Annotated in this window: 19 protein-coding genes and 5 pseudogenes; 6 read left to right on the plus strand and 18 right to left on the minus strand. The window is 59.2% G+C overall.

Translation table 11 applies throughout. The annotated features are described in order from the left end of the window. Window positions 1-59 precede the first annotated feature (59 nt). The 7 genes and pseudogenes from nifD to ald form a co-directional block, all read right to left on the minus strand. Window positions 60-1,562 (minus strand): nitrogenase molybdenum-iron protein alpha chain, encoded by a 1,503-nt coding sequence (gene nifD / locus I6F16_RS12545; RefSeq protein WP_225173791.1) that lies wholly within the window; start codon window positions 1,560-1,562, stop codon window positions 60-62. A gap of 436 nt (window positions 1,563-1,998) precedes the next feature. Continuing rightward, entirely contained in the window at window positions 1,999-2,202 is a 204-nt protein-coding gene (locus I6F16_RS38185; protein ID WP_346730178.1) for an aminotransferase class V-fold PLP-dependent enzyme, read from the minus strand. 288 nt (window positions 2,203-2,490) lie between these two features. After that, window positions 2,491-2,640, minus strand: coding sequence for a hypothetical protein (locus I6F16_RS38190; protein WP_346730179.1), 150 nt, complete (start codon window positions 2,638-2,640; stop codon window positions 2,491-2,493). After that, window positions 2,632-2,945 (minus strand): annotated as a pseudogene (sufC, locus tag I6F16_RS12555) (Fe-S cluster assembly ATPase SufC); the annotation flags it as partial. The pseudogene sufC and the gene I6F16_RS38190, both read right to left, overlap by 9 nt. Beyond that, a complete protein-coding gene (locus I6F16_RS12560; RefSeq protein WP_225173792.1) occupies window positions 2,942-3,583 on the minus strand; it encodes a cupin domain-containing protein in 642 nt (213 codons plus the stop codon). The gene I6F16_RS12560 and the pseudogene sufC, both read right to left, overlap by 4 nt. Before the next feature lie 284 nt (window positions 3,584-3,867). Continuing rightward, a complete protein-coding gene (locus I6F16_RS12565; RefSeq protein WP_036014930.1) occupies window positions 3,868-4,071 on the minus strand; it encodes a 4Fe-4S binding protein in 204 nt (67 codons plus the stop codon). Between the two features lie 736 nt (window positions 4,072-4,807). Further along, window positions 4,808-5,920: an alanine dehydrogenase gene (gene ald / locus I6F16_RS12570; protein ID WP_225124663.1), complete on the minus strand. Its 1,113-nt coding sequence runs from the start codon at window positions 5,918-5,920 to the stop codon at window positions 4,808-4,810. A 322-nt stretch (window positions 5,921-6,242) separates the two neighbouring features. On the opposite strand from ald, the gene I6F16_RS12575 reads away from it, so the two are divergent. Together I6F16_RS12575 and I6F16_RS12580 are read left to right on the plus strand one after the other, a co-directional pair. Beyond that, complete coding sequence (locus I6F16_RS12575; RefSeq protein ID WP_225173793.1) at window positions 6,243-6,401, plus strand: hypothetical protein; 159 nt, start codon at window positions 6,243-6,245, stop codon at window positions 6,399-6,401. Window positions 6,402-6,535: 134 nt separating this feature from the next. After that, window positions 6,536-6,769: pseudogene (locus I6F16_RS12580) on the plus strand (IS110 family transposase); the annotation flags it as partial. Window positions 6,770-7,173: 404 nt separating this feature from the next. On the opposite strand, the pseudogene I6F16_RS12585 reads toward I6F16_RS12580, so the two are convergent. Together I6F16_RS12585 and I6F16_RS12590 are read right to left on the minus strand one after the other, a co-directional pair. After that, window positions 7,174-7,325, minus strand: a pseudogene (locus I6F16_RS12585) (transposase); the annotation flags it as partial. 29 nt (window positions 7,326-7,354) lie between these two features. Continuing rightward, window positions 7,355-10,081, minus strand: a complete 2,727-nt coding sequence (locus tag I6F16_RS12590) for a DUF5695 domain-containing protein (RefSeq protein WP_225173794.1) — start codon at window positions 10,079-10,081, stop codon at window positions 7,355-7,357. Between the two features lie 619 nt (window positions 10,082-10,700). Between I6F16_RS12590 and I6F16_RS12595 the strand changes: the two genes are divergently transcribed. Together I6F16_RS12595 and I6F16_RS12600 are read left to right on the plus strand one after the other, a co-directional pair. Further along, window positions 10,701-12,302: a pitrilysin family protein gene (locus I6F16_RS12595; protein ID WP_225187093.1), complete on the plus strand. Its 1,602-nt coding sequence runs from the start codon at window positions 10,701-10,703 to the stop codon at window positions 12,300-12,302. Then, window positions 12,299-13,645, plus strand: a complete 1,347-nt coding sequence (locus tag I6F16_RS12600) for a pitrilysin family protein (RefSeq protein WP_225173795.1) — start codon at window positions 12,299-12,301, stop codon at window positions 13,643-13,645. Before I6F16_RS12595 ends, I6F16_RS12600 begins: the two co-directional genes overlap by 4 nt. Before the next feature lie 513 nt (window positions 13,646-14,158). Here the strand turns inward: I6F16_RS12600 and I6F16_RS12605 are convergent. The 5 genes and pseudogenes from I6F16_RS12605 to I6F16_RS12625 all read right to left on the minus strand — a co-directional run bounded on the left by I6F16_RS12605 (window position 14,159) and on the right by I6F16_RS12625 (window position 19,446). Further along, window positions 14,159-14,314 carry a hypothetical protein gene (locus I6F16_RS12605; RefSeq protein WP_157784109.1) on the minus strand — a complete coding sequence of 52 codons (156 nt, stop codon included), beginning with the start codon at window positions 14,312-14,314 and terminating at the stop codon, window positions 14,159-14,161. A 184-nt stretch (window positions 14,315-14,498) separates the two neighbouring features. Beyond that, window positions 14,499-15,259, minus strand: a pseudogene (locus I6F16_RS12610) (IS5 family transposase). Between the two features lie 305 nt (window positions 15,260-15,564). Then, window positions 15,565-17,661: a prolyl oligopeptidase family serine peptidase gene (locus I6F16_RS12615; protein WP_225173796.1), complete on the minus strand. Its 2,097-nt coding sequence runs from the start codon at window positions 17,659-17,661 to the stop codon at window positions 15,565-15,567. 517 nt (window positions 17,662-18,178) lie between these two features. Continuing rightward, a pseudogene (locus I6F16_RS12620) lies at window positions 18,179-18,436 on the minus strand (transposase); the annotation flags it as partial. 548 nt (window positions 18,437-18,984) lie between these two features. Next, on the minus strand, window positions 18,985-19,446 hold the full coding sequence (locus I6F16_RS12625; RefSeq protein ID WP_249785499.1) for a hypothetical protein: 462 nt from the start codon (window positions 19,444-19,446) through the stop codon (window positions 18,985-18,987). A 496-nt stretch (window positions 19,447-19,942) separates the two neighbouring features. Between I6F16_RS12625 and I6F16_RS12630 the strand changes: the two genes are divergently transcribed. Both I6F16_RS12630 and I6F16_RS12635 read left to right on the plus strand, forming a co-directional pair. Further along, complete coding sequence (locus I6F16_RS12630; protein ID WP_346656574.1) at window positions 19,943-20,182, plus strand: serine hydrolase domain-containing protein; 240 nt, start codon at window positions 19,943-19,945, stop codon at window positions 20,180-20,182. A gap of 490 nt (window positions 20,183-20,672) precedes the next feature. Beyond that, window positions 20,673-20,849: a hypothetical protein gene (locus tag I6F16_RS12635; protein ID WP_225173799.1), complete on the plus strand. Its 177-nt coding sequence runs from the start codon at window positions 20,673-20,675 to the stop codon at window positions 20,847-20,849. Window positions 20,850-21,345: 496 nt separating this feature from the next. On the opposite strand, the gene I6F16_RS12640 is transcribed toward I6F16_RS12635, so the two are convergent. The 4 genes from I6F16_RS12640 to I6F16_RS12655 are packed head-to-tail and all read right to left on the minus strand — an operon-like array spanning window position 21,346 to window position 24,015. Next, window positions 21,346-21,591 (minus strand): DUF2285 domain-containing protein, encoded by a 246-nt coding sequence (locus I6F16_RS12640; protein WP_225124710.1) that lies wholly within the window; start codon window positions 21,589-21,591, stop codon window positions 21,346-21,348. 5 nt (window positions 21,592-21,596) lie between these two features. Then, a complete protein-coding gene (gene hypE / locus I6F16_RS12645) occupies window positions 21,597-22,643 on the minus strand; it encodes a hydrogenase expression/formation protein HypE (RefSeq protein ID WP_035999154.1) in 1,047 nt (348 codons plus the stop codon). Then, on the minus strand, window positions 22,640-23,782 hold the full coding sequence (hypD, locus tag I6F16_RS12650; protein WP_225157489.1) for a hydrogenase formation protein HypD: 1,143 nt from the start codon (window positions 23,780-23,782) through the stop codon (window positions 22,640-22,642). Before hypD ends, hypE begins: the two co-directional genes overlap by 4 nt. Then, window positions 23,779-24,015 (minus strand): HypC/HybG/HupF family hydrogenase formation chaperone, encoded by a 237-nt coding sequence (locus I6F16_RS12655; protein ID WP_225124671.1) that lies wholly within the window; start codon window positions 24,013-24,015, stop codon window positions 23,779-23,781. Before I6F16_RS12655 ends, hypD begins: the two co-directional genes overlap by 4 nt.

A 24,015-nucleotide genomic window follows, 5' to 3' on the forward strand; every position in this document is an offset into this window, starting at 1 on the left:
AATCCTTCACTATCGTCGAGATTGGTATCGCCCGGCTTTCCCAAGCGAGATGAGTTGCTTTATTCCGCAGCCTGGAGCTTGGCCCTCGAAGCTTCCTTCCAGGGGGCCTTCGTTTTCTTCCAAATCGGCGAGTTGACAGCCATGTCCATGTCGCGCGCAAAGATCGCGAATCCGTCATAGCCGTGATATGGACCCGAATAGTCCCAAGAGTGCATCTGCCGGAACGGCACACCCATCTTTTGAAAAACGTACTTTTCCTTGATACCCGACCCTACAAGGTCAGGCTGGAGCTTTTCAACGAAGCGCTCGAACTCATAGCCATTGACGTCATCGTAGATAAGCGTGCTGTCCTTCACGTAGTGCTGAGCTGTGCGCTGATAGTCATCGTTGTGACCGAACTCGTATCCGGTGCCAATGACTTCCATCCCCAGGTCCTCATATGCGCCGATAACATGACGCGGACGGAGACCGCCGACGTACAGCATCACCGTCTTGCCCTCCAAGCGAGGCCGATATTTAGCGATCACCGCATTCACGAGCGGCTCATACTTCTGGATTACCCGCTCGGCGCCTTCCTTGATCTTGTCGTCGAAATAACCCGCAATCTTGCGCAATGACTCTGCGATCTTTGATGGTCCGAAGAAATTGTACTCGCACCACGGGATACCGAACTTCTCTTCCATGTGGCGTGAGATGTAGTTCATCGAACGGTAGCAATGCAGAATGTTAAGCTTTGCCTTCGGCGTTGCTTCGAGCTCAGCCAGCGAGCCGTCGCCGGACCACTGCGCGATTACCCGCAGGCCCATCTCCTCCAGCAGAATTCGTGATGACCAGGCGTCGCCGCCGATATTGTAGTCTCCGATAATCGCAACATCGTACGGCGTCGGCTCGAACTTGGGTTTGCCATCGCCCTCGAGATGGCCGAAAATCCAATCGCGCACCGCATCGTTCGCAATGTGATGGCCCAGTGACTGCGACACGCCCCGGAAGCCCTCACAACGGACCGGCACGATGGTCTTGCCGCCATATTCCTTGGATTTCGCTCGTGACACGGCTTCGATATCGTCACCGATCAATCCGATCGGGCATTCCGATTGGATCGTGATGCCGTTGTTAAGTGGAAACAGCTCTTGGATTTCATCAAGAATTTTGACCAGTTTTTTGTCGCCGCCGAATACGATGTCCTTCTCCTGGAAGTCGGAGGTGAACTGCAGGGTCACAAAGCTATCGATACCCGTGGTGCCAACGTAATAGTTGCGACGCGAGCCCCAGGAATACTGACCGCAGCCGACGGGGCCATGGCTGATATGAACCATGTCCTTGATTGGTCCCCAGACCACCCCCTTTGACCCTGCATAGGCGCAGCCTCTGATCGTCATCACGCCAGGTATGGATTTGATGTTGGACTTCACGCCGCAGTCTGACTTTCCGGCCTGGTGAACATTGAGGTGCTTGGCACGCCGTTTCGCGGTTTTCTCCGGATAGACCTTCAGCACCTCCTCGATCAGCTCTTTGTTGCGAGCCCTGATTTCTGCGATGCTCTGGGTCGTGGCGAGACTCATCTGATGTCCTTCAAAGGTTAGCTGTTGCGAGGGCGGCTTCTTGATCCAAGACTTTTGCAACCAGCATGCCAGTGTCTCGCGAGCACCAAAACTGCAACAATCAAAACTACTTAGCGAGCCTCGTGCGGGGAGACGGGCGTTGTTGCGAATCCGACATCACGCTTTCGGAGAACTCTTGGTTTGGCCCCGTTCGAAATGGAACAAGGCGGGCTCTGCCTGAAATTCCCTACCCAGTTCTGGATCTTATCCGCGACTGCAGCGCTCTGCGATTGAAGGCGGAAGTCGGCCGCAAGGCCGGCTGGCCGACACAGGCTTGCCAATGCTTCTATACTTACTGAAACCTACAGATGCTCACCTGCTGCGATGATGATGACGTGCACGATCCCATGCTGCAGAGCTCAACGCGAGCTGCCTCGCCACGTGAACGCTCGCCAGGTCACGCGAGCAGTTGCCACGCCCTGATAAGGGCACGCACAGCACATCGAGCTCTTCGCATGTATTGTAGTCCAAGGGACACACGGCACGTCGCCAGCAGGCCGAAACACTTGAGCAGCGGCATCGCACAGTGCGCCCCCGCCCGCACGGCTACACCGGCGCGGTCAAGGATGGTGGCAATATCATGCGCATGTGTTCCCTTCACTTCAAACGAAATGATCGGCCCTTCTCGGCCGGCGTCCCGATCATGCGCACGAAGTTGATGGCCTGAGCCCCTCCTCCGGGTAAGCGAGCAGTATCTTCTCGGGCGTGTGGATCTGCACCTTGCCTATTGAATTGATGTAATCGACAGCGGCGCCGAAACCGATGGGCTTCGACGATCGGCGGCGTACCCGCTTTGAACCGGTGTGGCGGATCGCCGTAAATGACACTGGAACGCGAACTCGCGAATCATCTCCCCGTCGCCATTGGAGGGCGACATCGAGGCCAGTGCTCAGACTTGCCGTAAAGTACCCCGACCCCAGTCGGGCCATACAGTTTGTGACCCGTCATGACTTAGAATTCGCAATCGATGTCGCAGAAGTCGGCGTTCAGATGGACGCATTCCTTGCGAGCCGTCGACCCGGCGAACGCAAGCGGTCATTGCGTTGGCGACGATACGCAGCGCGTCGATGTCGAGGCTAGCATCGATCTCGTCGAGGACGCAGAGGCTCGGCTGGAACAGCGCCATCTCCAAAACTTGGTTGCGCTTCCTCTCGCCACCGAAGAAGCCGACATTGAAGCCGCGCTTGAGCATGTCCTGGGCAATGTTAAGCCAACCGTCTCTTTTCAAAAATTCGCGGGTGGAGAATTCCTGCTCGCCGCGCGCCTTGCGCTGGGCGTTCAGTGCGGCCCGCAGGAAGTTCATTGTAGTCACGCCGGAAACTCGACCGGATACTGGAATGCTAGGACGCCTCAAACGCCGGAGAATCGGTCTGGCGCAGGGTCGTCACCCAGATCACGCGCGCCACCTGCTGGGTCGGGTTGTCGAACATGTGCGGCACGATGCTCGGAAAACGAAAGCTGTCGCCGGCTTCCAGCACATGGGCCTCGTTGTCGAGCCAAAGCCGCAGGCTGCCCGAGAGGATGTAGCCCGCCTTCTCGCCGGTGTGCTGCAGGAAGTCGGTGCCGGAGGAGGCGCCGGGATTGAGCGTGAGCTCGTAGAGCTCGAGCTGGCCTTTGCCTTCCGGGGTCAGCGCTTCCTTGACGACGCCGCTGGCGGTGAGTCGCAGCAGCCGCCGGTTGGACTTGCGCACGATGTAGCGCTGCCCGTCGGCGGGATCGCTGCTCTCGAAAAAATAGGAGATGGGGACGTCGAGCGCGATGCCGAGCAGGCGCAGCGTGCGGATCGAGGGCATCGCGCGTGCGCGTTCGAGCTGGCTGATCATGCCGGTGGACAGGCCGGTCTTGTTGGCGACGTCCTGGATCGAAAGGCCGGCGCGCTGCCGCAGCAGCCGCACGGTTTCACCCAGGCGCTGGTCGACCGCATCGTCAGCTTCGATCGCCGAAGCGGCCTTGGTGACGTTGGTATCGCCGCAACCATCCATGTCGCTCTCCCGTAGTGAAAAGCTGGCGCATTCTAGCAATGCGGTGACGGCTGTATTTAGTCGTGAAGAACTTTTGCTAGAAAATTTTGAAGCACTAAAGCCCACTCCTGTCCCTTTGCCGGGGTCTCGGGACGGCACGCTCATTACGCCGCAAGCTCTGCGAGCGACTCGCGCAAGTCACCACGGACTCGCGGCTAGCATGTGAGAAAACAGGAGACGGATAGGAAAGGCGGCGGTGTCGATAGCGTCTTCATTATGTTTCGTACGGGAGCTCCTCTCGTCGGCTACCCGACCTTTGCCGGCACGCATGTATCGGGCACCGGGCAAACGACGGCGCATTGTGGCGCGTCAAAATGCCCTTCACATTGGGTACACTGGGACGGATTGATCACATATATGTCGTTCTTCAGGCTGATCGCGGCATTGGGACACTCGAACTCACACGCACCGCAGACGGTGCACTGGGACGCGATTATCTTGTAAGCCATCACTGCGATTCCATAAGCAAAAGGTGCGGGACAGTGTCTTGCTATCAAGTCTTGTGCCAGACAGTTTGAGCTTGATTCGTCTAGAGTATTTTCAATAACGCAAATCGCCGCCTCGACACGCTGTCGCAAATCCTACAAGGGCCGTGGCGGCTTGATCTCGATGCTTTGATTTGCGCATGGTCGATTCACAGCAGTTAGCGATCAGGTGAACGACCGTTGCCAGACTTAAGGGGACGATCTGAGATCCTCCCCAAACGCCGCCGTGCCACGGCTAAGATCGATGCGTCGCGCGGCATCACAGAGTTCCCCGCGGGTCTAACCCAGAGCGCATCTTGTTGATTCCACTCACCGGGACAGCCGCGGCTTACGCGACAGCATCACGGGCAGCAACCGGCAGGTCCTCACCGGTCCGCCTCGCCACAGCCAGTCAGAAGGTCGCGGCGGCCGCTCCAGATGCAGTCACACCCGTGATGCGCGTCCCTCTCGGGGCCCGCGGGACGCATTTTCAGTTGCCCCGTATTGCCGGCGAAACCGGCACATGCGCTGTATGGGGCAAAAGTACACTGGCTCCCCCTCGTGCAGGCGACTGAAGCCAGGTGTTCGTCTGGTGATCCTCCGCTACGCTTCGCGGTCAAAGTAGATGCCGGCAGCGGTCAGCCGATTGATGTAGCCGAAAAAAAGCCACCCCAAAGGGTGGCTTAGTCACGGAGGAAAACGGCCATGAGGGCCTTTGGGATCACGCCGCCGCCTGTTCGATCGGTGAGAAGGGCAGCCCGAGGCTTTCGGCCACCGCTTTGTAAGTTAGCCGGCCTCGATGGACGTTGAGGCCTGCGCGCAAATGTGGATTTTCCAGTACGGCGGAAAACCCCTTGTTGGCCAGAGCCAAACCAAACGGCAGAGTTGCGTTATTCAGTGCTTGACTCGAGGTCAGCGGAACGGCGCCGGGCATATTGGCCACACAATAATGAATGATGCCATCTGCTTCGTAAGTTGGATCAGCGTGAGTGGTTGGGTGTGATGTCTCAAAGCAGCCGCCCTGATCGATAGCGACGTCCACGAGTACCGCTCTCTTGCGCATCGAGCTCAGCATGCTCCGGCGGACCAGCTTCGGCGCGCTCGCACCTGGAACGAGCACGGCACCAATCACCACATCCGCCGCAAAAACCTCTTCCTCTACGGACTCGATGGTTGAAAATCTGGTGCGAACGCGTCCTTCGAATAGCTCATCCAGCTCGCGGAGCCGGATTATCGAACGATCGATGATGGTCACTTCTGCGCCCAGACCGACCGCCATGCGTGCCGCGTGCGTACCGACGACGCCACCTCCGATCACCACGATTCGGGCAGGCTGAACACCGGGCACCCCACCGATCAGCAGTCCTCGTCCGCCTGTACTCCGCTTTAGGGCGCTACCCGCCGCTTCGATCGCAAGCCTACCCGCGACCTCGCTCATCGGCGCCAGCAGTGGTAGACCACCATGCGCATCAGTTACCGTCTCATAGGCGATCGCGGTGCATCCTGATTCCAGGAGGCCGGTAGCCTGGTCCAGGTCGGGAGCCAGATGCAGATAAGTGAAGAGGATGTGATTCTCACGCAGCTGAGACCATTCGGACGGCTGAGGCTCCTTGACCTTTACGATCATCTCGCTCAAGGCGAATACCTCAACGGCAGAAGGTAAAATCGTTGCGCCAGCATTGCGATAATCGTCATCGGTTGCACCAATGCCAGCGCCCGCATTGGTCTCGATCATCACGCTGTGGCCTGCTGCCACGTATTCGCGGGCAGCTCCAGGAGTAAGGCCCACGCGATATTCGTGCGCCTTGATTTCCTTTGGGACTCCGACCTTCATTTGAAAACTCCCTGCCTGACGCGCCCTTCTTATCGGAAGCGAGCAGCGATATCGCGACGCAGCCGATAAAATGCTGCAGGAATTCAGCGATATTTGACAGGCTTCGCAGGATTTCAAACCCACGGATGCCGAGCGGACCGTGTGACCTTGCTCCCTGAGCTTAACCCGTTGACACTGCGCGATAGCGATAAATCGTTCCGAATTGCGGTCTCGGGTCGCAGAAAAGCTGACCACCCAGCGAGGTTCTCAAGCAGCAAAGATGGCAATTTGCCAGTTACGCAGGATTGCCTATCAAGCGAAGCGGTTCTGGAGTTGATGGCCAATGACCATTGATGGTAAATTTGGCTACCAGGAAATGGACCATCACGGCGACAGGCCGGATCGCGGAGATATTGTCGCGCGCGCGATCCTTCCAGCCCTTTGCCAGGGCGCCGTCGCCGGCGACATGGAAGTTCGCGCCGCGCGTGCGGCGAGCGGATGACACAGAAACCGCGGCCGCCGCAACTGGCGCCGCGGGGGGCGGCGCCGATGGATCGGGACCATCGTCATCCTCCGGCCTGGACGGGGGCTGACGCCGAGGTCGCAGTCAAGCGGCGGGAAAGAAAGGCTCGGGCGATATCAAAGCGTGGAAATCGGCAACTACAAACGCTCTCGATCGTTTGTGTGACCTCAATCATCAAGCTTGCTAAACGAGGCTTGAAAGTCCCGCTCTGGATTCAGACTTTGCTGCAAAGACGGCCGGTCAACGTCGTATCGGTGGCGCTCGCCAATAAGGTTGCGCGCACCATCTGGGCCTTGTTGGTCAGAGGCGGCATCTATCAGGAGCCGGCTGCAATGCTGAAAACCTAATCCTAAGAGTTCCCCGGCGGAAGAAGAAAGCTGCCGAGGAGAAAGGTGCAAATCTGGATGCCCCCCGAATGACGACATTCCCGGTAGCGATCAGACCGCCTGACTCACTGCGCTTCGAGCGGGAGAAATTGACTGGGCGATTGCTTCCGCGGATATCATCGTGGCCAGCGGCCAGGCGCCGCGTTTACGGGCCGAACATATGACCGCACCGTCATCCCTTGTTCAACCAGAGAAAGATCTTGCAGCCCGGGCCGTTCCACATATGAGTCAGAGCCCCTGTTGGACGCCGATGGGGGTCCCATTCCAGTGCCGATTGATAGCCTAGAGGCGATTCTCCCGGGAGAGGGCGGCCACGGCATTCACGTTTTCCATATTTCAACGATATTGAATTTGCCGTCGATGGCCCCCGGCACGATCATGTGGATGCGCGGATGGTGGTTCATCGCCGAACCCGAGGTATGCAGCACCGCGGCGATGCGGATACGTGCGCCAGATGCTCGGGATTTGCGGGGATGATCGTCATCGCCTCGGAAGCCTCGTGGAACAGCAGGCCATAAGTGCCGATCGCACCCGATAATCGGTAACCTAGCGTTGAACCCGCGGTAAGCGCGCCGCAGGCAAGCGGATGACGATCTGGCTGTCCGTGATGTCGACGACTTCCTTGCGCTTTCTCCCGTCATCGTACCGCAATTCGAACGTCACTCCCGATGCAGATGGGGCAAAGGGCTCAGGCGTAAGGCTGATCCACCCCTCCCCCAAATTCAGAATGATCGGTCGATCCGCCCGGAATCGGGCGTCGAGCAGCACCAAGTCCAATCGGAGAGACTGGAGCCGCACGTTGAGCCGTCGACGCACGCCATCACGTGGCCAGATACGCAGGGTGTGAGCGAACGTCTCCATGATGCCACCATGACAAACCTGCCCAAAGATGGGATCGTCGGCAACGATTGTCGCAGCAGCGCGGACCGCCCCACAAAATCCCAGGTCGATCTCGCACGAGTAATACCACGTTCCACGGTGATGCGGCTGACCGAGCCATGTGGTCCCGCTCGGCGCGGGCTCGAAGCCGCCACCGGCCGCGCCGTCATTCTCCTCGCCCGGATACCAATAGCCATGACCGGCCGACGCAGGGCCGCTGTTCAGCAAAGCCCACGCGCTGAGTTGTGACGCATAGCCGAGACGAAGGAGCGGATGCGGGTCGTCCGCATCGTTCAGCGCATGATCAAGCAGCGCCCAGCCACCCATCTGCGCCATGTAAGTCAGCGTATAGGCGTCACCCGCAGTGCGGCGATAATCGCTGCCCAGGTAGTAATAAGCAGGTTCCAGCCAGCCACGGCAGAACAGATTTGCAGCGATCTGACGCTCCGCGAAGGCACGCGCTGCCGCCTTCGAAACCCCCATGGCGACAGGGTCGTCAAGGGCCGAGCGCGCCAGTGCCTGCGTTGATTCGAAGGCTGTGGAATCGAACGGATATTCAGACTTGAACAGGTCCGCCTTCGGATCGACAAAGGCGCGCACCTTACGCGCCCAGTGCGCCTCCAACGTCGCCGCCTCGCGCGTCAAGCCCGCCGTCGTGAGCGCCGAAACCAGTTCGGGGATCACACATTCGTTGCAGATGCCGGTGCGGTAGGCAGACCACATCACCACGCGCATCGGCACCGTGAACATGGCCAGCGCCGTACCGTAGGCGCGTACCAAATAATCTCGTGCGCTCTGGCGGGTGGGTATCGCGGGATGGTCACGCGCGATGCGGTGCATGGCCAAATACATCGCGAAGATGTGCGGATAGTCATAAGGCCGCCAGATATGCAGGCGGCCCTTTGGGCCGGGATCGCTGCTTTCCCTGTTCTGCTTCCAATCGGGTATACCGTAGAGGCCGTAGGCGTATGCCTCCTGTGTGGTACGTTGCAGCCCGCCCCAGACGAACGTATCTATATACCGATCCAGCGCCGCCACTTCCGCCACATCAGGATGCTCGGCATTCTTGGTCGCGAGGTAAGCGGGCTTGCTCAGCCCGGGATCGTCGCACGTCACCTCGTAGATGCGCCAGCCCTTGATCCGGTCGTAATTGTCCGGGCCAAGCAGGACCTGCGTCTCCATATTCCACTCGCCAAACAAACCGTCGTACCATTTGGACGGGTCACGATGCTGCCGCTTCACGATGAAGGTTGCGCGCTTCTTCATCATCGTCTCGACGGGCTCGGTAGCGAAGAATTCAAGAAAGGTCTGGCGCGCACCCGGCTGGTGCAGAGTCAGCCGGTTCTCGCCCAATCGCGAAAAGCGAACCCGCCACAGTCGCCTGCCAGCCCGATCCGGCAACCGTTGCACCACCGTGTCGCCGGTAAATTCCGCCTCAATTCGCTCCACCGGAATGGAGGACGCGAGCGCGATGTCGACATGCAGGTCGTTGGGAACCGTCATGCCCGGCATTACTTCCACGTCCACCAGACCGGCGTCCGCGATAGCCCTGCGCGCCGCCTCGTAATCGGCAACCCACTGGAAGCGGAGACGGTAACGCCGTTGCTCGGCCGACGACAGGGACAGGGAATGGGTCGGCTGTCGCCAGCGAGTCCCGCCCGCCATTGCCTCGCCGGCGGCCGCCCCGCCCAAGATGTAGGCGCACCACGTCCCACTGGCTTCGGCCGAATCCTTGTGGACATCCCAATATTCCAGTGACGTGTCCGCTTCCGGTAAGAGCATGAGGAACGGACCGGTGCTGTTGCTGCGAATCCAGAGGATGTGCGATCCATGCCCCGAGACGAAGCTGTGCTTCAAAACAGCCATCGATACCGGTTGCCCTGCCGGAAATTCGGTGTTCATCGGCATGGGTAAATAGAGGTCGCCAACCTCCACGCTCGCCATGCCGTCGTTCCGCAGCATGATCTCCCACGTCAATCCAGCCTCGTCGACTGCGAGGCGGGTCGTGAGAAGGACACCAGCATCGCGGGCTGCTAGTTCGAGGGCCGCGCTATGCATCGGCTTCGTTGCATCAACGCCGGTTCGAAGCGTATGCCACTCGGATCCGGCACGCCGAACTCTAGCGTGAGCCGTCCCCAGCACGGCTCCGGGCAGAACATAATCCGTGTCATACGCATCGTTACGATAACGCAACGAGGTAATGCCGTCTTGTGTGCACCCAACGACGAAGGGAGAGTCGGCCGCCTTCAACACCATGGCAACCTTGCGCTGCGGCCGATTGGGTGTAGGCACCGTAACGCCCTCGAACAACGCGCTACCCAAGAAGCTACTGCCCAACAGCATCGTACGACGCGTATACGTCCAGGCATTAGACATCTCTTTGGTCTTCGTCATCAACGGTATCCGGTATCGCTACATACGGATGATCAAGGCGTGCCGTTTGCCGTCGTAAACGTCAACGCGACAAAGCGACATACGTTCTCAAGTACCCAGCGTTCGGTCGGCACCGCTTCGTCACCATCGGTCCTCACGATGCCCTTGGACACCAGACCTTGCACGCAAGGAGGCCTCCGTTCTTGTCGGCGAGTCGCGATCGGCGGAGCAGACGAGATGCTGGGGCGCAAGGAGTAGGATCAGTTGGAGCTCGATCTCTCCGTGGCGTTCGATGCTCGGCAGCACTAACTCACGGCAGCAGATCCACATAAGCGCACTGGAATGGGTGATTGATCCGAGCCGACCAAGCGGGAGAAGCGGACGTTCCTGAAGGAGCTGACGCTCGTTGGCTCTACCGTTTCCGTGCGAACCAACCGCCAGAGTAGTAACTCCAGAATATGGAAAAGACACAGCAGCGAAACGTCTAATAGCAAGCTGCAACAAGTTGAGCTGTCGTATCAACTCTCAGCCCAATCTATGTGAGCAAGTTGTCGCTCTACAATCTCGGCAAATTGTAGGGCTGCTTGCGCCATGTCGTGTTCACGACATGGCGACAGCGGCCCTTTGGACAGGATAAGCGTTGGTTCTGCTTTATATCCAGGTGGCGCGCGCTCTGGCGCATCCCATGGCAAATGGCCCCGCCTTTGCTTCATTGCATTTCGGACGGTGTGCGGCCGCCAAGTCTTGTTCTGCTCCGCCACAGTCGGTGCATATATATGGAACGAAAGGCGTTACCATGAGCGATCGGAGTTCGGTCACCGCCAACACGAAGGAGACCGCCGCAGGTGCCTTCTCGAGGACGCGGACTACGCTGGTCGAAGACGGAACGAGGGATAGCACTACTCCTAACCGATACGGTTCACACGAGGGCGGCGTTCTTGCTCAGGCGAGGTGGGATCGACCAGCCAGCTTTGCGCTTCAGAATGGGCTCGAGGTTGTGGTGTTTCCGGATCATCGGACGCCCGTCGTAACTCAGATGATCTGGTATAAAGTCGGCTCGGCCGACGAGCCACCTGGAAAATCGGGGCTGGCGCATTTCCTCGAACATCTGATGTTCAAGGGCACATCCAAACATCCGCCCGGTGAATTTGACCAGGCCGTGCTGCGCGTCGGCGGCTACCAAAATGCCTTCACCTGGACCGACTATACCAGCTATTTCCAGCATGTTCCGCGCGGGCAGCTCGGAAAGATGCTGGAATTTGAGGCCGACCGCATGACCGGTCTCATCCTCGAAGATGAACAGGTGTCGTCCGAGCGCGACGTCGTGCTCGAGGAATTAAATGGGGCCGCCAACGATCCGGGTGCGCGGCTCGTCGAGCAGATGATGGCGGCGCTTTACCTTAACCACCCATACGGTCGCCCCATTATCGGCTGGCGGCAGGAGATCGAAAAGCTTGGTCGTGAGGACGCGCTCGGCTTCTATAAGCGGTTCTATGCACCAAACAACGCTATCCTGATCATCGCCGGTGACGTAGAGGCGGGCGAGATCCGCCCGCTGGTGGAGACGAGTTTTGGCCGCATCCCCCCGCAACCATCGATCCCCGCAGAACGCTTGCGACCTCAGGAGCCGACGCCGGCCGCGCCGCGCAACGTGACGCTGGCCGATGCCCGCGTTGAGCAGCCAGCGCTGTACCGCTACTATCTCGTGCCGTCGGCGCGCACCGCGGGTGCGGGCGAAAGCGCAGTGCTTGACGTGCTCGCGGAATTGATGGGCGGTGGCATCAATTCGTATCTCTATCGCGCGCTGGTAATTGACAAGCAGCTCGCAAGTAGCGCCTCGGCGGGCTACGAGGCCCCCCAGCTCGATCATTGGCTACTCGAGATTTCAGCCATACCAAAACCCGGCATCGACTTCGGGCAGCTCGAATTCGCTATTGACGAGGTGATTGCCGGCATTGCGCATAATCCGGCGAGCGCCGAAGATATCGAGCGGGTCAAGACGCGGCTGATCGCGCAAGCAATCTATGCTCACGACGACCAGGAACAGCTTGCGCTCTGGTACGGCAGCCGGCTCACGACGGGACAGAGCATCGACGAGATCCGAGGCTGGCCGGACGGCATCCGCGCTGTTAGTGACGCACAGGTGCTCGAGGCCGCGCGCAAATGGCTCGACAAGAAGCGCTCAGTAACAGGCTATCTCACTAAAGAGCGATCCCAAAAAGACGCGGAGAAGCGATCATGACCTATTGTTACACACGACGGGGGGTTCTCCTCGCCGGAGCATCGCTGTCAATCGCGACGCTCGCCTGGCCAAGCTTGTTTGCCGCCAGCAGCACGCTTTCCGCGGCCAAGATCAAACGGCTGGTCTCGCCTTGCGGTATAAAGGCATGGTTGGTGCAGGATGCAACTGTCCCGCTGATCACGGTGGAATATGCCTTCGGCGGCGGCGCGACGCAGGATCCCGCCGAAAAGCCCGGTGTTGGGCACATGGTGGCTAGCCTGCTGGACGAAGGCTCCGGCGATCTTGACTACAAGACCTTTCACGAGCGGCTCGATGGCCGCGCCATTAAGTTGAGCTTTGCATCGCATCGCGACTACCTCCGCGGTAGCTTGCACATGCTCAAGGACACCAAGGAGGAAGCCTTTGACCTCTTACGGATGGCGCTAACCTCACCACGTTTCGACCCAGCCGATGTCGAACGGATTCGTGCCGGAGTGCTTGCGAACCTTCGACATCACTCGACCAATCCGGCGTCGCTCGCAAATCGCAAATTCTTCGAAGTCGCCTTCAGGGATCATCCTTATGCTCGGCAGGCCAGAGGTACCCTCGAGAGCGTGCCGAAGATAGAGGTAGCGGATCTCAAGGGCTACCTCCGAGGCGTGATCGCCAAAGACACGCTCAACATAGCGGTGGTTGGCGACGTCGATCCAGATGCCCTTTCCAAACTGCTCGACATCAGTTTCGGCGGCCTGCCGGCCAGCTCGGATTCAACGCCGGTTCCTGACGTGGTCGCAGCAAAGCCGCCGCAGCGGGTCTTCATTCCGCTCGACGTACCGCAGACGGTCGCGGCTTTCGGCGGTCCGGGCGTCCGCCGCAGCGAACCCGATTTCATGGCGGCCCGTGTCGTCAACCACATCCTTGGCGGTGCCGGTCCGACCTCGCGGCTGTTCCGCGAAGTCCGGGATAAGCGCGGGTTGGCCTATTACGTCGGTCAGCACCTGGTTTGGATGAATCATTCGGCCGTTTTCGTCGGCGGTAGCGGCACGCGCGCCGACCGTGCCGACGGAACGGTCGAAGAGATCGAGACGCAGGCCCGCCACATTGCGGAGGAAGGGCCAACCCAGCAGGAACTCGACGATGCAAAGTCTTATCTGAAGGGCTCGCAGATACTGGCTCTCAACACATCATCGAAGCTTGCGCGAACGCTGTTGCAGCACCAGCTTGACAAGCTGCCGATCGACTATCTCGAAAAGCACGACGCCATCGTCGACGGGGTGACGTTGGAGGATGCCAAGAGAGCTGCGCAGCGGCTGTGGGGCGACGGTCTGCTCACCGTTCTCGTCGGCCGTTCCGCAGTGCCATGACTACATCCCGGTCAAGTGCCGAGCTGGACGTCAAACCACAATACGCAAGGCCTCAACGCCTGAAGCGAGGACCGGCAGGCTGTCCTGGATAGGAGAGCAATGCGGCTTGGCTCGGCGCCCGGTCAGCTTTCCCAAAGCTAGACCTGCGAACATGGCAGTTGAGAAATTGCGGGGCTGATTGCGGCTGCATCCAACGCAAACATCGGTGACGGATTTGTGAGATGCTGCACCTTCATAACACGCGCCCGACGACGAAGTTCGCGTACGGCAGTACATCGCAGCCCGCGCAGCAAGACGAACTTGGAACAGCAAGCCGATGCGGGTCCGTCCCATGATGTTATCTTCGGCTAAGTGGAGAGCCGCCCGGTCGTGTAGACCAGAATCTACATGAAAGATCGTCATCCTTCCGAACCGCGGCTCGCCGGTCGACTGCAATAAACCCAAGGCCGGCGGGCTAGCCGACCTGAATGAGCGGATAGCTTCCGTCAAACATGGGGACGTTAAGTTACCGCGTTAGGCCGCGCCGGTCGCACTTTCCAATGCCAACAGAATGCCCCAGTCCACCGGGAGAGCTCGCAGCGTTTGGGCGGCTGCACAAACATCAAAAAAATCGACGTCCAGCTTTTTCGGCGATACGGTCGAGAAAATCAATTGTCTGGGTCTTCCCATGGCGGCTCAAGGCCACTCATGTAGGAGCGGTCAATCCCGGCCTCGTGGGTAATTTAGCTTTGTGAAACACCTTGATCTCAGCGGATCCGACGCACATTCGAGGCCACAATCGCACGAGTTTTCATGCGTCAACTCATGCCATGGGCCAGGCCTGTCAAAACACTGGCTATAACTCGGTTAGGGTTCAGGCTGAAGTAATCCAATAGGCAGTGATGGCGGCGAGGTGGATGGTAGCCAAGAAATTCCTGGCGAGTTTGTCGTATCGGGTTGCGACACGCCTGAAATCCTTAGACGGCTGAAACAGCGCTCGAGAACGTTGCGCCTTTTGTAGGCACGCTTACTGAAGGTGTGGAGGGTTACCCGTCGGATTTGTTTGGAATGACGGACTTTGCGCCGCGATTGACGATTTCGGCACGAAAGCCGACGCCGTCGTAGCCTTTGTCGCCAAAGAGGGTAGACATCGGCGGCGCGAGTTCCAAGAGGGCCGACCTGCAGTAAGATCTGCGGCTTGCCATGGAGTGAGATCAAATGCACAAGGCCTGCAATCAGGGTCGCTCAGCGCGTGGATTTTGGTGGTCCGCCCACCGCGCGAGCGGCCGATCGCCTGTTCATGCTCGCCCTTTTCCGCCGCTCGCCGAGCGATGCGCTTTGATCGTGATGGAGTCGATGGACAAAGTCACGCCGTCCTTGCCGCAGCGGGCGAGTGCTTCAAAGATCGCCTGTCAATGTCCGCGGTTGGGCCGGCGATTGAAACGATTGTAGATCGTCGTGTACGGACCATAGTCGCGCGGGCAATCGCGCCAGCGTGCGCGCACTGAAGCATGTGAATGGTACGCTGATGATGCGCCGATCGTCATCGCGCGCCGGGCCAGTCTGGTTCGTGGGCAGATGCGGCTTTATCTGAGCCCACTGCTTGTGGTTGAGCCAGAACAGCCCTTTGCGCATCGAAGTCCCCCCCGAATCAACTCGGTGCGAAGGAATCAGAGTTCGCTAATTAGGTACAGACCCTAGGAGGCGCCGGCCGAACGATGGCTCATTACCCGGCACCGCTTTTCAAGGCGCTGGTCGGCATGCGGGGTCTGAGCCTAATTAGCGACTTCCCTTGCGCGCTGCCTGAATATCGAAAGGGTCTCCAGCCGACTGCCACTTTGCCTCCACTGAGAAGTTCTCAAAGCTGCCGAGGGCTGCACGAGCTGATGTTAGTCAGCGTTGGTGAAAGTAACGTGCTGACGACCTGATCGTGCTCCACTTCACCCACCATCGACAAGCCGCCGATGTGCATAGATGTACATGAGCGCATCCTGGCGAGCATCTTCGATAGGAGTGGCGGGCCAATGTCCGCCCTTGAAATCCTCATAGTAGAAGTAAGTCTGACTAAGCGCACGCAGCCTCGCGGCTGCCTTGCGGCCGTGCGCTGGATGCACGACGTTGTCGTTGGTCGCGCTGAGAATGAACGGAGCCGGATAGGTTCTGCCTGGCACTAGCTTCTGATAAGGCGAGTAACGCTGGATCCATTCGCGTTGGTCGGGAATGGCGGGATCGCCATATTCACCCCTCCAGAGCGCGCCCAATGTCAGCTTGGTGAACCGAAGCATGTCGAACAACGGTACCCGCGCGATCGCTGCATTGAAGAGATCGGGGCGCCGGGTCAGCGCGGTTCCCACCAGCAGGCCTCCTTGGCTGGCGCCGACCACTCCCAGCCGCCGCGGACTTGTGACCTTCCGCCTGATCAGGTCCTCCGCAACTGCGATGAAGTCCTCCCATGTGCGCTGCTTCGACGCTCCCTGGGCAGCCTCGTGCCAGTGCGGCCCTAGCCCGCCGCCGCCGCGCAGGTTCGCGACGACATATGCGTTGCCCTGTTCGAGCCAGAGTCGTCCCATGACCCCATCATAGGACGGCAGGAGGGGATGCCCAAAGCCGCCATAGCCATAGAGAAGAGTAGGAATTGAACCGTCGAGACGGGCGTTACGGGGCCGCACCAAAAAGTAAGGAATACGCGTTCCGTCGCGCGAGGTCGCCTCGAATTGCTCAACGACATGTTGAGACGCGTTGAAGCTTTCACGCGCGACCTTCAAGGACTCAAGGTGTTCGGTCTCGGCGTCAAAGTACCAGAGTGACGTCGGCTTGAGGTAGTTGGAGACGGTGAACACTACTCGATCGGAAGTATCGGAAGCGGTTAACAGGCTGACATTCGCATTTTCTGGAAGTGGAATGGACGTGACCCGCCAAGTGCCGCGGTCGTACTTGTAGGTGAATGCCTTGCCCTGAAGATTGTCAAGGACTGTGAGTATCAACAAGCTCTTGCTGATGAGGAAGCCGCTGAGTTCCTGTCGAGGCCCGGGCTGAAAGACAAGCGAGGGCCTGGCATGCAGCGGATCCCGCTTCCATTCCGCCAAATCATACGAGATTATCGAGCCGCCCCTGAAGCCGGCGCCACCGAACGGCGCCCAATCTTCATCAAGGCCTTTATCAAGTTTAATGAGCAGGCGGCCACCGGTGATGCCGCCGATCTCCGCGCGCTTGGGCAGACGGAGCTTGATTGGTCCCTTGGGTCCCAGGAGTATATACTTCCGCTCATCGCGGCTCGTGACTCGTATGGCGCCGGTCGCATGGACCGCGCCCTCACTGTCTCGCACCACGAATGGCTCAACCCTATAATCGGTCCGTTCGCCGCGAAAGACCTCGCGTGCTTGCGCGAGCGGCTGAGAGCGCTTGACCTCCTTCAAGACGAAGGGATGACCGGCACGTGTCATGGTCCCTTTGCCCCAATCTCGCGCAACCAGAATAGTGTCGCGGTCTACCCAGTCGACATCCTGCTTTCCCTCGGGAAGATTGAAGCCGGTTTTGACGAAGGCCTTCATATCTTGGTCAAATTCGCGTACAAATGCAGCTTCCTTTTCGCCATCGAAAAGCTTGACCAAGCACAGCCGCTCTTCGGGCGGTAGGCATCTGGTGTCTGTGTGGTTAAAAACCCAATTCTTCTTCTCCTTCGCAGCCAACGCGTCCACGTCCAAAATAGTTTCCCATTGCGGCTCCTCGGTGCGATAGCTATCAAGCGTGGTACGACGCCAGATGCCGCGCACGTGCTTCTTGTCTTGGGTGAAATTGTCTAGGCCGCGCCATCCCAAGGAAACCTTCGGGATGTCGTCTCGGCCCTTCCTGATGGTGAGCGCGTCCTGGTGGAAGCGCCTATAGCGCCAATCCGATTGTAGGATCTGTAGTGTCTTACGGGTCTCTTTGCGAGCCCACCTCAATGCGCGCGGCGCCTTCCTCCTCTCAAGCCAAAGAAAAGGATCACCTGCCGACACGCTGGCCACTAAGGTATGGGGAAACGCCGAGGATAACATGTCATCGAGAGTGATGCGCGAGGAGGAGCGACTTATTTAGGGGCATGTCCTGGACTGGGTCGGCCGGCCAAGCTCTTGCGAACTGGACGGAAGCTACGAAGCGCTGGATTTGGTCTCAAAGAGTCACATGAGAGATCGCGTCTGCGACTTGCCTGAACTTTGCAAGAGGCAGGCCAATCAAAGCAGATGGAATCTCCAGTCGCCCGAGGCCGAGAAGCACCTGAACTTGGTTTCAAGCACGACAATCCCACCAACTTTGTCGGTATCGTCTCAAAAACGGCAGTCCCGGCGCGAGCTCCGCGCCTTCTCCAAAGATATACTCTCCTACTTCTCATATCGGCTTTCGGACGCAGAAAGCTACTGTCTATCTCGCAGCAGACCTTCAAAGTACTTGAACGGCATCCCCATAGCAGGATCGAAGACCTCATGCCGCGGCTATTCCGCAAAACGTCACGCCAGCCTCACAAGGATCAAACGAAATGAACGAAGCCCCGCCCGGATACGGAAGGGCGCTGTTGCCGCAGCGGGCGAGTGCTTTAAAGATCGCCTGCCAATGTCCGCGCTTGGCCCAGCGATTAAAACGATTGCAGATCGTCGTGTACGGAACATAGTCGGGCGGGCAATCGCGCCAGCGTGCGCCGCACTGAAGCATGTGAATGATGCCGCTGATGATGCGTCAATCGTCATCGCGCGCCGGGCCAGGCTGGTTCGTGGGCAGATGCGGCTTTATCTGAGGCCACTGCTTGTCGTTGAGCCAGAACAGCCCTTTGCGCATCGAAGTCCACTGCGCCGAATCAACTCGGTGCGAACCAATCAGGGTTCGCTAATTAGGTACAGATCCTAGTTCTTCCTCGCGTTCTTCGACGTGATCTGGCCTCAAGTTCGGGAGCGCCCGGGATCGATGCATCATCATAATTGGGCAGGCGGCGCAATTTGCCGGGCTGAGCCAGCCGACCCGCTGTCCGTGGCCCAGCAAACGCCGAGACGTGGCGCTAAACTCAAACAGCAAGCGGGTGCGGAGCCGACGATGGTCTGGGGAGTCAATGGCGCCAGAGCGTTTCCGGTGGTCGCTCGCCAAATCGTGCGCGGTAAGCGCGCGCGAACTCGCCTAGGTTTATGTAGCCCAGGCATAGGCCACACTCGACACGCTCTGTCCCGGAGCCGAACCGCACAGATCGCGCCTGACGCCTTGCATGTCGCTACTCCCGAAGAAATGCACTCGGCGCATGATGGCCATATATTGTTCAGCAAGCCTGACCGCGCGAGGGGCAAGCCGCTTGCGGGGGTTCTCTAGGTCCAGATCGGCGCGGCTGGCCCATTCGTTCAACAAGTGGATACAGATCGTCTGCTCGAGGTGTCGCCCGACGCGGTCACGTGCAAGACAGCTGGGCGCATCGGTGATGCAGCGCACGATGTATTCATCAAAGCCAACCAGCTCGAATTGTTGCCTCCGATCCGGGTCTTGTATTGGCAGAGCGCATTGTCCGGCACGAAGCCGAACCAGTCGCGACAAACCTGCTCGAGCACGCTGTGCGGGATGGTCAGATTGAGCTGGAGATGATCAGGATCGAAGTCGACATTGTAGTCTGTTCGGCTGCAATCGACGACGGAGCTCTCGCCGATGGCGATTGCCTCAGCTCGGGTCGCATCGACGAAGTGCGTTGCGTTGTCACCGATCGTTGTCAGGACAACCGCATGGCCCGCGTCCTGCGACTCCTTGATATTGACGGGAATGCCGTAGGCAAAGCGGGTGACAGTAATCCGCCCGATCTGCGCCGAGTGCATAGTGGAGTCCGGGGCGGGCCACCTTGCCCGTAGGGGATACGCGGTGTGGCATATAGACCTGGTTCGACCAGTCGCGGATCTCGTCCCAGTCGTTGACAAGACTTTGTGGTCTTGCCGGATCAGATCTCCTTTGGGGTCAAACAGCAGAGCCTGCCTCAACGTCGACGTTCCCCCTCCCTGAAAGTCGCCTGCCACGCAGCCTTAGGTAAACCCACCACCTAGCCTGAACAGTCCTCAAAGCCGCTGCGATATGGAAAATCACCGATCATAGACATCCTTTGCCGATTTCAGACACAAGCCGATCCCAGATCAGGTCAAAGAGTGCATCGCTCGAAAACGGGCGGCACACGCAGCGAGGGGCGAAATTTCGCAGAGCCCTCTCCGGCGACGCCAACGGTAATGCCAACATGAGGAGGAAAGCAGAACGACGGACTTGAAATCGGCTTGCGATGACGTGCTGAAGAGGACGGTCGATTCAGCGCCTGGCGTTCCCGCCGTGGTGGCAGTGACAACCGATCGGCACGGAAACATCTATGAAGGAGCCGCGGGGAAGCGGCAGCTCGGCGGCGGCCAGGAGATGACGACCGATAGCGTCTTTGCGATCTTCTCGACCACCAAAGCGATCACCGGGACGGCGTGCCTGCAACTGGTGGAAGGCAAGCTCGACCTCGACGCTCCGGCAAAGACCTATGCGCCGGCCATCGGCAAGCTGCAGGTGATCGAGGGCTTTCGATGACAGTGGCAACCCCAAGCTGCGTCCGCCGAACCGCAACGTCACGACGCGCATGCTGCTGCTCCACACAGCGGGCGTGGCTACAATTTCTTCAACGAGACCTACAACCGGCTCGCTCAGGAGCATGGGCAACCCAGCGTTATCACCGCATCGCTTGTTCGGGCCCGGCGAGAAGTGGGAGTACGGCTCCAACATCGACTGAGCCGGTCAGGTGGTCGAATCGATCACCGGCAAGCGACTCGGAGAGGTCATGAACGAGCGCATCTTCGACCCCTCGGTATGGAGGACTCGGCGTTCACCATGACCCATTCCAGCGGGACGATGACGGAAATCTCACGGCGCTTGCCGATTTCATTCTTCCGCAGGACCCCGAGGTCCACATGGGAGGGCACGGCCTCTACTCGACGGCCCTGGATTGTGCCAAGTTCATCCGTATGTGGTTGAACGACGGACAGGGCTCGTGCGGCGCGTCCTCAAGAAGGAGACAGTCGAGATGGCGGCCAGAAACGGCTTGCCTCGCCAGCATGAAGATCAAGGCATGCCAAGCGTCATCCCAAATCTGTCGAATTATGCCGAGTTCTTCCCGGGAATGCCGAAGGGTTGGGCTCTCACGTTTATGGTCAATGAGCAGGATGCCGTTACGGGGCGCCTCGCTGGTGCGCTCACCTAGGCCGGTCTCGCCAACCTTTGCTATTGGATCGACCGCTGAAATGGGATTGGCGGCTACCGGGCAACACAGATCTTGCCCTTTGCCGACCCAACCTTCGGTCGGAAGCTATCTTCAGTTCGAGACTACTGTATTCGGCAATACTAGAAGAGCTGTAGCCTGAATCCAACTTGCGAACTTCTCGCCGGACCTCCCGTGAAGTCGTGGTTCATCCCTGTGGCAGCCAGTTGGCAGCCACAGGCTCGCTCTCGAGAGTTACGCTCGTTCTGTGGGCGACGACCTTCCGGTCGGCCTCTTCCGCTGCTGAGGCTGGCTGTATGGGAGTCGGCGGCAGTTAGGCGGATTCGGTTGCTGCTCGTGCGAGTTGCGGCCGTGCACGATCAGCGTTGCGCCGATCGAGCGCCTTCTCGAGGAACAGGGTCGCAACCATGGGAAGCCAGGCGCTACCAGCGGGCGCGGGTTAATTTACCGGGACGATGGCTTTGGGGATTGGGGCCGTTCACACGCCGCGTAGAAGTTTCAGATAACCACGCTCGACCAGGGCGGTGGAATCATGAATGAGCCGGTTAGCCTTGCGACGGGCATGCGAGTCCTTCCACTCGACCGAAGGACGGTGGGCGTGGTCGGAGGCGAGCACCTTCGCTGCCACGTCTTGCGGGCCACCGCCGAGGTCGTGGACGTCGAAGGCGTGAAGGAGCTGTATCAGTGGACGTTTCTGAAACGCCGTCAGCCGCAGAGTGCGCACCCTGTTCAACAGATCCTAGGCAATTGTTCGCCCCACAGCCAGTCGACGAGGCGTCGGCCGCCGAAACAGGTGGTTATCTGCACAAATTTGTGATCGTCAGCCACTGCCTCGCCAATATCAGCTGCATCGGACCCGAGCGGGTGCGCCTTCATGGCAGCAAGTACGGCATCGGCCGCATCAGGCGCGACGATCGCAACGAGCTTGCCCTCGTTGGCGACATGGATCGGCTCTAGTCCAAGAAGTTCGCAGGCAGCCGCAACCGCAGGCTTCACCGGAATGGTTGATTCCTGCAAATGGAACCCGAGGTCGGATTGATGCGCAATCTCGTTGAGAGTCGCAGCGAGCCCGCCGCGCGTGGGGTCGCGCATCACCCGGATGCCGCCACCGCCGGCGGCAATCATGACCGCTACGAGATGATGCAACGCTGCTGAGTCCGAGACGATTTCGGTTTGAAAAGCGACGTTCTGACGTTTTGACATGATCGCCACCCCATGGTCGCCGAGGCTTCCGGACACCAGCACACGATCCCCGACCCTTACCTTGTCGGCGGAGAGATCCAGCCCATCGGCCACAAGCCCGATCCCGGCCACAGAGATGAACAGACCGTCTGCCTTGCCGCGCTCGACGACCTTGGTGTCCCCGGCAATGATGTAAACGCCGGCCCCGCGTGCTGCCGCGCCCATCGAATCCGCGATCGTCTTCAGATCCGAAAACCGGAAACCCTCCTCGATGATAAAGCTGGCTGACAGATAGAGGGGACGCGCACCAGACATCGCGATATCATTAATCGTGCCGTGCACAGCCAATGACCCGATATTGCCGCCGGGAAAGAACAGTGGTGAAACCACATAGCCGTCGGTCGTCATCACCATCCTGCCTGCCGAAACGTCAAACGCCGACTGATCATTGCAGCGGGCGAGCCATTCATTACCGAAGGCTTGGTGAAAAAGGTCGGAGATCAGCTGTGCCATGGCACGGCCCCCGGATCCGTGGGAAAGTTCAACGCGCCCGTTCTTTACGTCGAGCTTGCGTGGATAGGATTTCACGCTCATGACCTCTGCCTCACCTGTTCATCGCGAACTCGGCCATAGGTCCAATACGCCGCACAAGCCCCTTCTGATGACACCATGCAGGCTCCTATCGGCGTTTCCGGCGTGCAGATGTTTCCAAACAACTTGCAATCGACCGGCCGTTTGGCGCCACGCAGGATCGCACAGCACTCGCACGCCGGATTGTCTGCGACAGGCATGTCGCGGGTCGCAAAACGTGTCTCGGCGTCGAATTTTGCATAAGACCGCTTCAGCTTCAGTCCGCTGTTGGGTACGAGTCCAAGCCCCCGCCATTCAAACTGATCACGCAGTTCGAATACCTGCGACACCTCGCCCTTGGCGCGCCGATTGCCTTCGCGTGTCACTGCACGGCTGTATTGGTTTTCTACCTCATAGCGGTGTTGATTCACTTGCCGCACCAGCATCAATATAGCTTGCAGCACGTCGAGGGGCTCAAATCCCGCAACCACGATCGGCTTCTCGAACTGTTCTGCCAGCGGCTCGTAAGGCTGCGTACCGATAATGGTGCTGACATGTGCAGGCCCGATGAAGCCGTCGATTGGGACGCCACCGGTGTTGCGGATCTTCGGGTTCTCGAGAATGCTGTGCATCGCAGAGGGTGTAAGCACGTGATTGCAGAACACGCTCAGGCCCTCCATCCGCTTGCTCTCGGCAATCCGGATCATGTTCGCCGTTGGGGGTGTCGTGGTCTCAAATCCGATGGCAAAGAAGACCACCTCGCGGCCCGGCATCTGTTCGGCGAGCCGGATAGCGTCGAGCGTCGAGTAAACCATCCGAATGTCAGCGCCCAGCGCTTTGGCTCGCAACAGGGATTGTCCTTGCGACCCGGGCGCGCGCATCAAGTCGCCGTAGACGCAGAGAGTGACCTCTGGTCGGTCGACGAGCCGGATCGCCATGTCGATTCGGCTTGCGGGCAGAACGCAGACGGGACAACCGGGCCCGTGGATCATCCGGACGTTCGCGGGCAGCAGATCCTCGAGGCCATAGCGGGAGATCGCATGAGTGTGTCCGCCGCAAAATTCCATGAACCGATAGGCTCTTTGCGAACTCACCTCAGCGTCAATCGCACGCGCAAGTCCCTGCGCGATGATCTTGTCGCGAAATTCATCAGAATATTTCATGACCGGCGTTCCTGCGCGGCGCTGCCTAGCTCCTGCAGGAGCTCCAGCGTGCGTTTGGCTTCTGTCGGATCGATCTTGGCGAGCGCGTAGCCGACATGGACGAGGACGTAATCGCCGACATCGAGCTCGTCGACGAGGGCAATCGATATCTCCAGGCTGATGCCGTCGATCGACACGAGAGCCACGTCGTTGGGTAGAATTTTCGCGATCCTCGCCGGAACCGAAAGACACAT

The organism is Bradyrhizobium sp. IC4060, assembly GCF_020193715.1.
GTDB classification, from domain to species: domain Bacteria; phylum Pseudomonadota; class Alphaproteobacteria; order Rhizobiales; family Xanthobacteraceae; genus Bradyrhizobium; species Bradyrhizobium yuanmingense.

Coding starts and splice junctions, on each gene's coding strand:
- nifD (WP_225173791.1), bottom strand. CDS start 1,562: ATGAGTCTCGCCACGACCCAGAGCATCGCAGAAATCAGGGCTCGCAAC.
- I6F16_RS38190 (WP_346730179.1), bottom strand. CDS start 2,640: ATGACCGCTTGCGTTCGCCGGGTCGACGGCTCGCAAGGAATGCGTCCA.
- I6F16_RS12560 (WP_225173792.1), bottom strand. CDS start 3,583: ATGGATGGTTGCGGCGATACCAACGTCACCAAGGCCGCTTCGGCGATC.
- I6F16_RS12565 (WP_036014930.1), bottom strand. CDS start 4,071: ATGGCTTACAAGATAATCGCGTCCCAGTGCACCGTCTGCGGTGCGTGT.
- ald (WP_225124663.1), bottom strand. CDS start 5,920: ATGAAGGTCGGAGTCCCAAAGGAAATCAAGGCGCACGAATATCGCGTG.
- I6F16_RS12575 (WP_225173793.1), top strand. CDS start 6,243: ATGACCATTGATGGTAAATTTGGCTACCAGGAAATGGACCATCACGGC.
- I6F16_RS12590 (WP_225173794.1), bottom strand. CDS start 10,081: ATGACGAAGACCAAAGAGATGTCTAATGCCTGGACGTATACGCGTCGT.
- I6F16_RS12600 (WP_225173795.1), top strand. CDS start 12,299: ATGACCTATTGTTACACACGACGGGGGGTTCTCCTCGCCGGAGCATCG.
- I6F16_RS12605 (WP_157784109.1), bottom strand. CDS start 14,314: ATGGGAAGACCCAGACAATTGATTTTCTCGACCGTATCGCCGAAAAAG.
- I6F16_RS12615 (WP_225173796.1), bottom strand. CDS start 17,661: ATGTTATCCTCGGCGTTTCCCCATACCTTAGTGGCCAGCGTGTCGGCA.
- I6F16_RS12625 (WP_249785499.1), bottom strand. CDS start 19,446: ATGCACTCGGCGCAGATCGGGCGGATTACTGTCACCCGCTTTGCCTAC.
- I6F16_RS12635 (WP_225173799.1), top strand. CDS start 20,673: ATGGCGGCCAGAAACGGCTTGCCTCGCCAGCATGAAGATCAAGGCATG.
- hypE (WP_035999154.1), bottom strand. CDS start 22,643: ATGAGCGTGAAATCCTATCCACGCAAGCTCGACGTAAAGAACGGGCGC.
- hypD (WP_225157489.1), bottom strand. CDS start 23,782: ATGAAATATTCTGATGAATTTCGCGACAAGATCATCGCGCAGGGACTT.
- I6F16_RS12655 (WP_225124671.1), bottom strand. CDS start 24,015: ATGTGTCTTTCGGTTCCGGCGAGGATCGCGAAAATTCTACCCAACGAC.